Annotated in this window: 10 protein-coding genes; 7 read left to right on the top strand and 3 right to left on the bottom strand. The window is 66.5% G+C overall.

Annotated features, from left to right (window positions below; translation table 11 throughout):
* Nucleotides 1-292 precede the first annotated feature (292 nt).
* The 6 genes from PNO31109_RS03450 to PNO31109_RS03425 all read left to right on the top strand — a co-directional run bounded on the left by PNO31109_RS03450 (nt 293) and on the right by PNO31109_RS03425 (nt 9,861).
* Nucleotides 293-2,794 carry an acyl-CoA dehydrogenase gene (locus PNO31109_RS03450; protein ID WP_150554257.1) on the top strand — a complete coding sequence of 834 codons (2,502 nt, stop codon included), beginning with the start codon at nt 293-295 and terminating at the stop codon, nt 2,792-2,794.
* A gap of 53 nt (nt 2,795-2,847) precedes the next feature.
* Nucleotides 2,848-4,269 carry a 3-oxoacyl-ACP reductase gene (locus PNO31109_RS03445; protein ID WP_150554515.1) on the top strand — a complete coding sequence of 474 codons (1,422 nt, stop codon included), beginning with the start codon at nt 2,848-2,850 and terminating at the stop codon, nt 4,267-4,269.
* Complete coding sequence (locus PNO31109_RS03440) at nt 4,266-5,312, top strand: MaoC/PaaZ C-terminal domain-containing protein (RefSeq protein ID WP_150554256.1); 1,047 nt, start codon at nt 4,266-4,268, stop codon at nt 5,310-5,312. The genes PNO31109_RS03445 and PNO31109_RS03440 overlap by 4 nt, the downstream gene beginning before the upstream one ends.
* Before the next feature lie 94 nt (nt 5,313-5,406).
* The gene (locus PNO31109_RS03435; protein ID WP_150554255.1) at nt 5,407-6,726 is read left to right on the top strand and encodes an acetyl-CoA C-acetyltransferase; all 1,320 of its coding nucleotides are present in this window, start codon (nt 5,407-5,409) and stop codon (nt 6,724-6,726) included.
* A gap of 244 nt (nt 6,727-6,970) precedes the next feature.
* Nucleotides 6,971-8,710, top strand: a complete 1,740-nt coding sequence (locus PNO31109_RS03430) for an AMP-binding protein (RefSeq protein ID WP_174966258.1) — start codon at nt 6,971-6,973, stop codon at nt 8,708-8,710.
* 194 nt (nt 8,711-8,904) lie between these two features.
* Nucleotides 8,905-9,861: a DUF1571 domain-containing protein gene (locus PNO31109_RS03425; protein ID WP_241014025.1), complete on the top strand. Its 957-nt coding sequence runs from the start codon at nt 8,905-8,907 to the stop codon at nt 9,859-9,861.
* Nucleotides 9,862-10,001: 140 nt separating this feature from the next.
* Here PNO31109_RS03425 and minE read toward each other — a convergent pair whose 3' ends face one another.
* Genes minE through minC form a run of 3 tightly spaced genes read right to left on the bottom strand, consistent with a single transcriptional unit; the run spans nt 10,002 to nt 11,921 of the window.
* Nucleotides 10,002-10,256 (bottom strand): cell division topological specificity factor MinE, encoded by a 255-nt coding sequence (gene minE, locus PNO31109_RS03420; RefSeq protein WP_010808102.1) that lies wholly within the window; start codon nt 10,254-10,256, stop codon nt 10,002-10,004.
* Nucleotides 10,257-10,265: 9 nt separating this feature from the next.
* Nucleotides 10,266-11,081 carry a septum site-determining protein MinD gene (minD, locus tag PNO31109_RS03415; RefSeq protein ID WP_150554252.1) on the bottom strand — a complete coding sequence of 272 codons (816 nt, stop codon included), beginning with the start codon at nt 11,079-11,081 and terminating at the stop codon, nt 10,266-10,268.
* Nucleotides 11,082-11,135: 54 nt separating this feature from the next.
* Nucleotides 11,136-11,921, bottom strand: a complete 786-nt coding sequence (minC, locus tag PNO31109_RS03410; protein WP_150554251.1) for a septum site-determining protein MinC — start codon at nt 11,919-11,921, stop codon at nt 11,136-11,138.
* 351 nt (nt 11,922-12,272) lie between these two features.
* On the opposite strand from minC, the gene PNO31109_RS03405 reads away from it, so the two are divergent.
* Nucleotides 12,273-12,461 (top strand): hypothetical protein, encoded by a 189-nt coding sequence (locus PNO31109_RS03405; protein ID WP_039411560.1) that lies wholly within the window; start codon nt 12,273-12,275, stop codon nt 12,459-12,461.
* The last annotated feature ends 22 nt before the right edge of the window (nt 12,462-12,483 follow it).

The following is a 12,483-nucleotide window of genomic DNA, read 5'->3' as shown; positions in this document are numbered from 1 at the left end:
GTCGGCGCCGAATGCGAGGCTCGCGTTTCAGTTTCGACGTATCACTCGAATTCGCCGCGCACCAAGGTCCGGCGAAACGATCCAACAAGAGTGCCGGCAGCGGCGCAGCGCACGCGATTCGCACTGCCCGGCAAGAGGACGACGCCCTCCGCGCGACGGCGCCATCACGCGGCAGTCCATGACACGTCGCAACGCCGCAAGGCGGTAGGCAGAAGGTGGAAAGCGACGCACCGGAGGCCGAACCGAAACTGGACGAGGGGACGAAGGGACGAAGGGACGAAGGGAGGAAAACATGACGGCCATCTGGATTCTTGCGTTGATCGTAGGCGTATGCGCATTGCTGTTCTATCGCGCACGCGCATGGCAGTGGCTGATCGCCACCGCGCTGTGGGTGGGCGCAGGCGCCGCGCTCGGCCTGTGCGGTCCCGTTGCCGCCGCGATACTGGCCGTCGTATTCGTCCTGCCCGCCCTGTTCCTGAGCATCGGCCCGCTGCGACGCGCCTGCATCACGGCCCCCGCGCTTGCCAAATTCCGCACGATCATGCCGGAAATGTCCGAAACCGAAAAAGATGCGATCGAAGCCGGCAGCGTCTGGTGGGACGCCGACCTCTTTTCCGGGCGCCCCGACTGGCGGAAGTTCGCCTCGCTGCCCGCGCCCGGGCTCTGCGCCGAAGAACAGGCGTTCATGGACAACGAGGTCGAGCGTCTGTGCGATCTGTCCAACGATTGGGAAAGCACGCAGGTCTGGCAGGATCTGCCGCCCAAGGCCTGGCAATACGCGAAGGAAGCCGGCTTTCTCGGCATGATCATTCCCAAGCGCTACGGCGGCCTTGGATTCTCCGCGTATGCGCATTCGCAGGTCGTGATGAAGCTCGCCTCGCGCTGCTCGGCCGCCGCGGTCTCTGTCATGGTGCCGAATTCGCTGGGGCCGGCCGAACTGCTGCTGCACTACGGCACCGAAGCGCAGAAGAACTACTATCTGCCGCGCCTGGCCAAGGGCGAGGAGATCCCTTGCTTCGCGCTCACGAGCCCCTACGCGGGCTCGGATGCCGCCGCCATCCCGGACGTGGGCGTCGTATGCCGGGGCATGCACGAAGGCCGCGAGACGCTGGGCTTTCGTGTGACCTGGAACAAGCGCTACATCACCCTTGGCCCGATCGCTACCGTGCTCGGCCTCGCGTTTCGCGCGCTGGACCCGGATCATCTGCTCGGCGACGAAGACGAGCCCGGCATTACCTGCGCGCTCATTCCCACGCATCACCCGGGCGTCGTCATCGGCCGTCGCCACTGGCCGCTGAACGCCGTCTTCCAGAACGGCCCGAATTCGGGCAAGGACGTCTTCATTCCACTCGACTGGGTGATCGGCGGACGCGCACAGGTCGGCAAAGGCTGGCGCATGCTGATGGAGTGCCTGGCGGCCGGCCGCGCCATTTCGCTGCCGTCATCGAACGTCGGCTACTCGAAGATCGCAGTGCGGGCGACCGGCGCGTATGCGGCCGTCCGGCGCCAGTTCCGCACCCCCATCGGCAAGTTCGAGGGTGTGCAGGAAGCGCTCGCGCGCATGGCGGGCAATCTGTACGCGATGGATGCCGCACGCCGCCTCGCCGCCCTTGCCGTCGATCTCGGCGAGAAACCGTCGGTGATCTCGGCAATCGCGAAGTATCACGTGACCGAACGCGCGCGCAAGGTGGTCAACGACGGCATGGACGTGGTCGCCGGCAAGGGCATCTGCATGGGCCCGAACAACTTCCTCGCCCGCGCATATCAGCAGATTCCCGTGTCGATCACGGTCGAGGGCGCGAACATCATGACGCGCTGCCTGATGATCTTCGGCCAGGGCGCAATCCGCTGCCACCCATATGTGCTCAAGGAACTCGCCGCCGCACGGATGCCCGATCGCCACGCCGCGGTGCGCGCCTTCGACGACGCCCTCTTCGGTCACCTGACGTTTGTGACGAGCAACATCGTGCGAGGCGCGCTGCACGGCATCACACATGCGCGCTTTTCCGCCGTGCCCGAGCGCAGCGCGCCGGAACTGCACGCGTATTACCGCGCGGCGAATCGCTTCTCGACGCTGCTGGCCATCGCGGCGGACGTTTCGATGGCGGTGCTCGGCGGTTCGCTCAAACGCCGCGAGAGCATCACGGGGCGCCTGGGCGACATCCTCTCGCAATTGTTCCTCCTGACGGCAACACTCAAGCGCTTCGAAGACGAAGGACGCCCGCAGCCCGATCTGCCACTGGTGCACTGGGCCGCGCAAGACGCGCTCTGGCAAGCGCGCGAAGCGTTCGAAGGCGTGCTGGCGAACTATCCGTCGCGGTTCGTCGCCTGGTGGATGCGCTGGAAGCTCACGCCGCTGGGCCTACCCTACGCCAAGCCGTCCGACGCCCTCGGCGCGCAGGTGGCTGAACTGATGCAGACGCCCGGCGACGCGCGCGAGCGGCTGATCGCCGGCAGCTATTCGCCGCGCCCGGAGATCGACGGACTGGCGTATGGCGAGATCGTGTTCCAGATGACGCCGCAAGTCAGCGCGATCGAGCACCGTCTGCGCGCCGCGATCAGGGAAGGTCGTCTGCCGGCCATGCCGCAGAGCCTGCCGGAATTCACGCAATGGGTCGACCGGGCCGCTTCGCTGCAACTGCTGAGCGAGGACGAGCGCCGCGTGCTCGCACAGTACGCCGACTATGCCGCGCGGGCCGTGGCGGTCGACGACTTCCCCGCCGACTTTGGCCGCCTTGCCGACATGCGGCGTGCGCAGCAACAGGCGGCGACCGGCGAAGCCGTCACGAGCTGAACCCGGAAACCCGGATCGCCCCCCCATCACCTGGAGGAATCGAGGCTGTGACGATGTCCGACCGATATCTGGCTTTCGCCAACTCCGCCGTGGGCAGCCGTCTTGCCAACGCGCTGGGCCTGCCGCGCCCCGTGCCGCTCGAGCGCATGCCGCAGCACGGCGCGGCCGAAGCACAAGGCCCCACGCCGCCCCTGGCCGTCGTCGGTGGCGGAGATGCCGCGCCATTGCTCCGCGCGCTTGCGCGCGAACTCCATTGGCTCGGTGTGCCGAGCCTCGCGCACGCGGCCACGCTCGACTGGATTGGTCATGCGAACGCCGCCGGGACGATGAGCGGACGCTTCAACCCGGCCGAAGGTGTACGCCCGAAGGCACTGCTCTTCGATGCGAGCGCCATCGCCAGCACCGACGCGTTGATGGCGCTCTACACGTTCTTCCACGACACGCTCGCTTCGCTCGACACATGCGCTCGCGTGCTTGTGTTCGGCCTGCCGCCGCATCTGGCCGCGACCCCGCAGGCGAGCACGGCGCAACGCGCGCTCGAAGGCTTCGTGCGTTCGCTCGCGAAGGAGCTCAAGCGCGGCGCCACGGCACAACTGCTCTACGTCGCCCCTCAGGCGCACGAGGCGTTGCACTCGAGCCTGCGGTTCTTCCTCTCGCCGCGAGCGGCCTACGTCGACGGTCAGGCGATCACGCTGCAGGCGCCGGTCTTCGACGTACCGCCAATGCGCGACGCGCGCCCGCTTGCCGGGCAGGTCGCCGTGGTAACGGGTGCGGCGCGCGGCATCGGCGAAGCCATCGCGTGCGTGCTGGCGCGCGACGGCGCGCATGTCGTATGCGTCGACATTCCGTCCGCCCAGGGCCCTCTCGAAGCCGTGGCATCGCGCCTGGAAGGCAGCGCCCTTGCCTGCGACATCGCCGGGCCGGACGCCGCCGCCACCCTGCTCGCGCATCTGGCGACTCACGCGCCGCGCGGACTCGACGTGCTCGTGCACAACGCCGGCATCACGCGCGACAAAACGCTCGTTCGCATGAGCGAGGCGCAATGGCGCAGCGTGCTCGACATCAACGTGGGCGCCCCGCAGCGCCTGAACGAGGCGCTGCTCGAGGCCGGCATGCTGCGCGCCAACAGCCGCATCGTCGGCGTGGCGTCGATCAGCGGCATTGCCGGCAATCGCGGGCAGACGAACTACGCAGCATCGAAAGCGGCCGTGATCGGCATGGTCGAGGCTTGGGCGCCGCGGCTCGCGCAGCGCCGCATCAGCATCAACGCCGTGGCCCCGGGCTTCATCGAAACGCAGATGACGGCAGCGGTGCCGTTCGCAATTCGCGAGGCCGGACGCCGCATGAACTCGCTCGGCCAGGGCGGCCAGCCCGTCGATGTCGCCGAGACGATCGCGTGGCTCGCCCATCCGGCCTCCGGGGCGTTGACCGGTCAGGTCGTGCGCGTGTGCGGCCAGAGCCTGCTGGGGGCATGACCATGGCCGACGACCGCTCGCCGCCGCACGACCGTTCACGCGACCCGGCGCAGGGCGCCGCCCGTCGCATCACGCACCTGCCCTCGCCGCTGCGGTGCTACGTGCGTGCGCTGCTCGCCTCGCGCAAGCCTGCGCACGCCCGGCCGCTGCCCCCGCTCGCCTTCGAATGGCGCAACGTGGCGCTCGAGGCCGAGGCCATCGCTCGCTACGCGCGTCTGTGCGGCTTTGCGCAGACGTCCGCCGTGCCGCCCACGTGGCCGCATCTGCTCGCGTTTGCGCTACACATGCTGCTGATGACCGATCGCGCCTTCCCGTTCGCGATGCTGGGCATGGTGCATCTGGCCAATCGCATCGTGCAGCATGCGACGCTTCACGCCGGCGACCGGCTCGACTTCGACGTGCGTTGCGGCGCGCTGTACGCGCATGACAAGGGACAGGCGTTCACGGTGCTCACCACTGCGCGCCGCGGCGGCGAAGTCGTCTGGAGCGGCGAAAGCCTGTATCTGCGCACGGGCGTGGGCGCTGCGCTGGGCACACCCTATCGCGCGGCGCTCGGCGCGCGCACGTCGTTGATCCAAACGCAAGCGTGGTCGCTTCCGCGCGACCTCGGCCGGCAATACGCGCGCGTGTCGGGCGACTACAACCCGATCCACCTGTGGCCGATCACGGCAAGATGCTTCGGTTTTCCGCGTCCGATCATCCACGGCATGTGGAGCTTCGCGCGCGCGCTCGCGGCCGTGCTGCCAGGCTCGCCCGCGACCCTCGATCTGCTCGTCGAATTCAAGACGCCGATCTTGCTGCCGGGCCAGGTGACGCTCTGGCGCCAGTCCGACGGCGCCCCGGCGAGCGGCACAGCGGGTGACGGATCCGAGCCCGGGACCGTGTTCGAACTGCGCGATGCGGCGGGGACCGTCCCGCATCTGCGCGGACGATGGCAACTCGCCGAGAACGCCGCCACAGCGTCGCCACAGCGCCGCGGCGCCGGCGATACGGGGGCTGCCCTCGGCGCCACCGGCACCGTCGACGCCCCCGCCGCTTCATGACGGGTCCCGAGACCTCACCCGAAATCGCAACCGCAATCGCAACCGAAATCGCCCCCGAAACTGCCCCCGAAACCGCACCCGGAACGGACCTTTCATGAGCGCCATCAAACCTACCGCCCCCGCACCCGCGCTGCGACGCGTCGCGATCCTCGGCGGCAATCGCATTCCATTCGCGCGCGCGAACACGGCCTACGCGACGGCATCGAACCAGGACATGCTGAGCGCGGCCATGCAGGGCCTCATCGACCGCTTCGGCCTGCATGGCCAGCGGCTGGGCGAAGTCGCCGCAGGCGCCGTGCTCAAGCACTCGCGCGACTTCAACCTGACGCGAGAATCCGTCCTGTCGACCACGCTCGCGCCGCAGACGCCCGCCTACGACGTGCAGCAGGCATGCGGCACCGGGCTCGAGACGGTCATCCTCACCGGCAACAAGATCGCAATGGGCCAGATCGACGTGGCCATCGCGGGCGGCGTCGACACCGCCTCGGACGCCCCCATCGGCGTGAACGAGACGCTGCGCAAGATCCTGCTCGAAGCCAACCGCCAACGCAGCACGAGCGCGAAGATCGGCGCGTTCGCGAAAGCCCGGCCCGGCATGCTGTTCCGCCCGTCGTTGCCGCGCAATGGCGAGCCGCGCACCGGTCTGTCGATGGGCGAGCACTGCGAATTGATGGCCAAGCACTGGCAGATCGAGCGCGCCGCGCAGGACGAGCTCGCGCTCGCGAGCCACGAGCGTCTCGCCGCGGCCTACGAACAAGGTTTCTTCCTCGATCTGATGACACCGTTTCGCGGCCTGCAACGCGACAACAACCTGCGGCCCGACGTCACCCTCGAGAAACTCGCCAGCCTCAAGCCGGTGTTCGACCGCAGCGCCGCCGGCACGCTCACGGCCGGCAACTCGACGCCGCTCACCGACGGCGCCTCGTGTGTGCTGCTCGCGAGCGAAGCGTGGGCGCACGCGCACGGTATCCCGGTACTCGCGTACCTGACGTACTCGCAGACGGCCGCCGTCGACTTCTTCAATCCGGACGAATCGCAACGCGAGGGCTTGCTGATGGCGCCGGTCTACGCGGTCCCGCGCATGCTGGCGCAGGCCGGCCTGACACTGCAGGACTTCGATTTTTACGAAATCCACGAGGCGTTCGCCGCGCAGGTGCTTTGCACGCTCAAGGCGTGGGAAGACCCGCAGTACTGCCGCGACAAGCTGGGGCTTGCCGCGCCGCTGGGCGGCATCGACCGCCAGCGTTTGAACGTACACGGCAGCTCACTCGCGTGCGGACACCCGTTCGCGGCCACTGGCGGGCGCATTCTCGCCACGCTCGCCAAGCTGCTTGCCATGCGCGGCGGCGGGCGCGGGCTCATCTCGATTTGCGCGGCAGGTGGTCAGGGCGTCGTGGCGATGCTCGAGCGCTGACGTGAGACGGCCGGAGCGCAGACGACCGGGAACTACCGAAACGACGCCACCAACGACGATACGAACCAGGACGCGAATCACATAACGAGAACGGAATCGGCATCACAGGGGCAGCCATCACCGCGCCCGCGCGCGCACGAGTCTTGCCGGCAGAGCAAGCCGCAGCATGCGAGCGAGTCAGCAGATGAGCGAGCGAATTAGCTGGCGAATTGGCGAGCGAATGCGCGAGCGCGGGGAGCTTTTCATGGAGACAACGATGGACCAAGCTGTCCAGCAGGACCGCATCTGGCTCGGCGCCTATCCCCCCGGCGTGCCGGCCGACATCGACGTGACACGGTACACGTCGCTCGTGCAGGCCTTCGATGAATGGATCGCCAGGTATCGCGACCGCGTGGCGTTCGTGAGCCTCGGCAGCGAAATGAGCTACGGTGAAGTCGCGCGTCAGGCGCGCGCATTCGCGGCGTGGCTGCAAGCGCAAGGCGTGCGCGCCGGCGATCGCGTGGCGCTCATGATGCCCAACTGCTTCCAGTACCCGATCTGCCTGTTCGGCACGCTCATCGCCGGCGGCGTGGTGGTCAACGTCAATCCGCTCTACACCGCGCGCGAGCTCAAGCATCAGTTGCAGGACAGCGGCGCGCAGACGATCGTCGTCTTCGAGAACTTCGCGAAGACCGTGCAGGACGCGCTGCCCGACACTGACGTGCGCCACGTGCTCGTCACCCAGATCGGCGACCTGCTCGGGGCCGGCCTGAACGCCAAGGGACGCGCCGTCAATTTCCTCATGCGGCACATCGCCAGGCAGGTGCCGGCATATCACCTGCCCCGCGCCGTCGCGCTGCGCCGCGCGCTGGCGCAAGGCGCAACGCTCACCGCCGCTGCCGTGCCGCTCGCGCGCGACGATCTCGCGTTCCTGCAATACACGGGCGGCACGACGGGCGTGGCAAAGGGCGCGATGCTCACGCACGGCAACGTGCTCGCCAACCTGCTCCAGACCGAGGCGTGGGCGGCCGATCAGCTCGACGGCGACATCGAGGTCAACCTGTCGCTGCTGCCGATGTACCACATCCTCTCGCTCACCGTGAACCTTCTGGTGTTCATGAGCCTGGGCGGACGCAACATTCTCATTGCGAATCCGCGCGACGTGAAAAAGGTCGTCTACATCATCCGCAACGAGGCCTTCACCGGCGTCACGGGCGTGAACACGCTCTATAACGGCCTGCTCGAGAACAAGGACTTCTGCGCGCGCGACTTCTCGAAGCTCAAGCTGTCGCTCGCGGGCGGCATGGCCACGCAACGCGCCATTGCCGAGCGCTGGAAGCAGGTCACCGGCAAGCCGATCATCGAAGGCTACGGTCTGACGGAATGCTCGCCCATCGTCACCATGAACCCGGTCGATCTCGCCCACATGGACGACTACGAGTTCACCGGATCGATCGGCCTGCCCGCGCCGTCCACCGAAGTGCGCTTCAGGCGCGAAGACGGCACGTGGGCTGCGATCGGCGAGCCCGGCGAGCTGTGCGTGCGTGGGCCGCAGGTCATGCGCGGTTACTGGCGACGCCCCGAAGAGACGGCGAAGACCCTCGACGCCGACGGCTGGCTGATGACCGGCGACATTGGCGTGATGGACGAGCGCGGCTACGTCCGGCTCATCGATCGCAAGAAGGACATGATTCTCGTCTCGGGCTTCAACGTCTATCCGAACGAGATCGAGGACGTCGTGATGCTGCATCCCGGCGTGCGCGAAGCGGCGGTCGTCGGGGTGCCCGACCCCGTGGCGGGCGAGCGTGTGAAACTCGTCCTCGTGGCGAGAGATCCGCAACTGGACGCCGCGACGATCCTCGCTCACTGCCGCGAGCACCTCACGGCGTACAAGGTGCCTCGCATCGTCGAATTTCGCCAGGGCGAGCTGCCCAAGACGACTGTCGGCAAGATCCTGCGGCGCGAACTGCGCGAGCCGGCGCCGACGCCGGCCACGCCGCCTTGAAAAGGGCCTGGAAGCGTCTTCACGCGGCCCGAGGCGCCTGCGTGGCCGGATCCAAGCGCGCCGGCGCACTTCTACGCCCTCCGCCGGCGCCCCATCGATTCAGGGAGACAACGACAATGGTCATCTTTCGCAATTCGATTGCCCGAGCACCTGCGCGCCGCCACGGCAAGCGGCGTTTCCATCCACGCCACGCAATGTGGCGAGCGCCGCGCGTGGGACGTCTGGCGCTCGTACTCGGCTGGCTGCCGCTCACGCTGGCCGCCGGTGTGCTGAGCGCATCGGTCGCGTGCGCACAAACCGCTCCTCAGGCGAGCCCGACGGCGTCAGCGGCAAGCGGGGTGGGTGCCGCGGGCGCCACGCCGAACGACGCCGACGCGGCCCGGCTCGCCGCCATGCCCGTCGCGGCGCAAGCGCAATGGTTCTCGCGCGCGATCAAAAGCGGCGAATTCGCGAAGATGAGCGACGCGCAGATCGTCGCCCACCTGCAGGCGCTCTCGCCCGACGCGCTGGTTCGGTTCCTCAAGGCGGAAGCGGCCGCCATGCCCGAGTATCAGTACGAACTCACGCGCCATGAGCGCATCAACGACCAGTGGCAGGGCACACCCGATCACATGCTCGTGAAAATCCGCGAAAAGCCGCTGCAGATTTACGCCAAGTGGCTGGCCGACGGCGCTCATGCCGGCCAGGAGATCATCTACGACGAGACGAGGAATCCGAAGGAAATGTACGGTCATCTCGGCGGCATCCTGGGCTTCACGTCGATCTGGAGCGGCATCGACGGGCCGCTCGCGCGCTCGCAATCGAATCACACCGTGCGCGACCTGGGCTTCGCATTCATCGCCGAGCAGATCGCGCATGACGGCCGCAGCTTCCGGGCCGCCGGACTCTCGGAGAAGCCGGCAAGAATATCGGTGTCCGAACTGAATGGCGTGCGCGTGGCCGCGCTCGAATGGGACGCGCCGTCAGGGCCGCCGCAGCATTACGCGAACCGGTCGCGCGTGCTGCTCGATCTGAGGACGGGGCGCCCGCGCGGCATCGAGGCGTGGGACGCCGCAGGGCAGAAGATCGAGGAAATGCGCTTCGAAAAGGTGCGCCGACAGACGTGGACCGACCTCACGTTCGATCCGAAGAATCCCGACTACAAGTTCTGACGGACATGGCGGGAGCCCGCCGCCCCACAGCGGAGTGGCGGGCCGTCTCGCTCATTCGCACGGCACGGCATGGCCATGCCGCGCGTCGGCAGCCACGCGACGACCGGCGACGCGCATTGGCGTCGCCGTGCCTAGACCGCTCAGGTCTGCGGCAATTCGATCTTCACCTCGAGCACTTCCAGGTTGTCCTGATGCTCGACGCTGACCTTGATGTCGTCTTGGGCGATCTTGACGTACTTGGAGATGACGGCGACCAGCTCGCGCTGCAGCGCCGGCAGATAATCGGCCGGCGGCGACGAGCCCGCGCGCTCGTGCGCCAGAATGATCTGCAGGCGCTCCTTGGCAACGGCGGCGGTCTTTTTCTTCTCCCCCAGGAGGAAAGACAGGAAGGACATGGGCGCTCCTTACTTCGAGCCGAAAATGCGCTGAAACAACCCCGGCTTCTGATAGTCGGTAAAGCGCATGGGCTTGTCTTCGCCCTTGAATCGGCTCACCACGTCGCGGTATGCGTCGGCCACGTCGGTGCCGTCGAGATGGATCGCGGGAGTGCCCTGGTTCGATGCGTGCAGCACCGACTCCGACTCCGGAATCACGCCGATGAGCTTGATCCGGAGGATTTCCTGAATGTCTTCGAGCGAGAGCATCTGGCCGTCGTTCACGCGCTTGGGGTTGTAGCGCGTGATGAGCAGGTGTTCCTTGATCGGCTCGCTGCCCTCGATGGCGCGCTTCGTCTTCGACGAGAGAATGCCCAGGATGCGATCCGAATCACGCACCGACGACACTTCGGGGTTCGTCACCACGAGCGCCTCGTCGGCGAAGTGCATGGCGAGCAGCGCGCCCGATTCGATACCGGCCGGCGAATCGCACACGATGTACTCGAAGCCCATGTCGGCAAGGTCGTTGATGACCTTCTCCACGCCTGCCTGCGTGAGCGCTTCCTTGTCACGCGTTTGCGAGGCGGGCAGGATGAACAGGTTCTCGCAGGACTTGTCCTTGATGAGCGCCTGATTGAGGTTCGCCTCGCCCTGGATCACGTTGATCAGGTCGTAGACCACGCGGCGCTCGCAACCCATGATCAGATCGAGGTTGCGCAGACCGACGTCGAAATCGATGACTGCCGTCTTGTGCCCCTCCAAGGCGAGGCCGGCGGAAAAGCTGGCGCTGGTCGTCGTCTTGCCGACGCCACCCTTGCCAGAGGTCACCACAATCACTTTTGCCATCTGTCGATGCCTTCCCAAACTATTGAGGATGAAATTAGCTACCTTAGCTACGAATCACTTGAGCCCGAGGGGCTCGAAAATCAATTTGTCGTCTACCAGCCGCACCTGCACCGAACGCCCCTGCACTTCAGGCGGCAGCGCATGCTCACCGGTCCGGTAAATTCCGGCGATGGAAATCAGCTCGGGCTCGAGGCAGGTGCAGAAGATGCGCGCATCGAGCTTGCCCTTCACGCCTGCCAGCGCCCGTCCCCGCAGCGGCGCGTAAATGTGAATATTACCTTCGGCGATCACCTCGGCCCCGTAACTGACGAGATCGAGGATGATCAGGTCACCCTTCGCGTAGACCTGCTGGCCCGAACGCAACGGCTTGTCGATGATGGTCGAGGCGATGGCGGAGGCTTCGGCCGGCGCAGGGCCGCCGGCAACAGCGGCGGCGGCAGCAGTGGCCCCGGCAGACTGCCCGGCGGGCGCCCCCTCGTCGTCGCCGGCACCGCCCGCGTCGCGCGGAGTGCGCGAGATGCGCCGCTCGTGGCTATCCAGACGCGGCAGACCCTCCACCACCGCCCAGTCGGCCTGCTCGGTATTGGCGACCACACCGATCGGCTTCATGCGAAATTCGGTCAGCATTTCGGCCAACGCCGGCACGGCAACACGCTCGTTGCCCGCCAGACGCCGCACGTCGATGGCGACGGTGTCCCCGGCAAAGAATTCCGGGGTCGCTTCGAAACGTTGCGCCAGTTCGGTGCGCAGCGTATCCAGTTCAGGCGTCTTGACCACGAAATGCAGCGTGTCCACTGCACCGCTGCGTAACTCGAAGTACGGCGTTTTCTTTTGCGGCATGTCAGGTTGTTGTGCGCGAATTGCTGGCAAATTGGGCCATTCTACCGTCCCTCGTGCCCGAGCAAACCCAAAATAAGCGACATAAGCGCGTGCGCGGCATGAATTTCGTCACTATTGCATCGCAGCATTCAGATGAATTCTGCATGCATTCCGGAGCGGCGGGAATGCTATCGGAATGACATCGTAATGTCACCCTGCGAGCTTATGCTGGCGTCGGGGGAAGTCGCCACGAGAAATGCTGCATAGCAGCATCGAAAGTACGAATTTTGTCGCACAAGTGCCATATTCGTGACCTATCCTTAAAGTCCCTGACGAGGGACCCCCAGTGGAACCGCAAACCGGGAGACGAAGATGCTGAGTCATCATGAATTTGCCACCCTGATGCTGGTCAAGGACGCTCCGGAACAAGTGGAGCTTGATCGCCCGGACCTCGAATCGTTGCTCGAGAGCAAACTGATCGAATGGGAAGAGTTGGAAACGGGTGGGAAATCCCCGCGACTGACTGTCCAGGGCAAGTATGTCCTTCAGGCCGTTGCCTGAGCGCCCAGCCCGTTGTTGAGGT

The sequence above is a fragment of the Pandoraea nosoerga genome, from assembly GCF_902459585.1.
Taxonomy (GTDB): Bacteria; Pseudomonadota; Gammaproteobacteria; order Burkholderiales; family Burkholderiaceae; genus Pandoraea; species Pandoraea nosoerga.
The sequence above is the reverse complement of the archived record's forward strand: the minus strand, read 5'-3'. Positions and strand labels throughout refer to the sequence as shown.

Excerpts from the sequence above, each read along its gene's own strand:
- PNO31109_RS03450 (WP_150554257.1), top strand. The coding sequence starts at position 293 with ATGACGGCCATCTGGATTCTTGCGTTGATCGTAGGCGTATGCGCATTG.
- PNO31109_RS03445 (WP_150554515.1), top strand. The coding sequence starts at position 2,848 with ATGTCCGACCGATATCTGGCTTTCGCCAACTCCGCCGTGGGCAGCCGT.
- PNO31109_RS03440 (WP_150554256.1), top strand. The coding sequence starts at position 4,266 with ATGACCATGGCCGACGACCGCTCGCCGCCGCACGACCGTTCACGCGAC.
- PNO31109_RS03435 (WP_150554255.1), top strand. The coding sequence starts at position 5,407 with ATGAGCGCCATCAAACCTACCGCCCCCGCACCCGCGCTGCGACGCGTC.
- PNO31109_RS03430 (WP_174966258.1), top strand. The coding sequence starts at position 6,971 with ATGGAGACAACGATGGACCAAGCTGTCCAGCAGGACCGCATCTGGCTC.
- PNO31109_RS03425 (WP_241014025.1), top strand. The coding sequence starts at position 8,905 with ATGTGGCGAGCGCCGCGCGTGGGACGTCTGGCGCTCGTACTCGGCTGG.
- minE (WP_010808102.1), bottom strand. The coding sequence starts at position 10,256 with ATGTCCTTCCTGTCTTTCCTCCTGGGGGAGAAGAAAAAGACCGCCGCC.
- minD (WP_150554252.1), bottom strand. The coding sequence starts at position 11,081 with ATGGCAAAAGTGATTGTGGTGACCTCTGGCAAGGGTGGCGTCGGCAAG.
- minC (WP_150554251.1), bottom strand. The coding sequence starts at position 11,921 with ATGCCGCAAAAGAAAACGCCGTACTTCGAGTTACGCAGCGGTGCAGTG.
- PNO31109_RS03405 (WP_039411560.1), top strand. The coding sequence starts at position 12,273 with ATGCTGAGTCATCATGAATTTGCCACCCTGATGCTGGTCAAGGACGCT.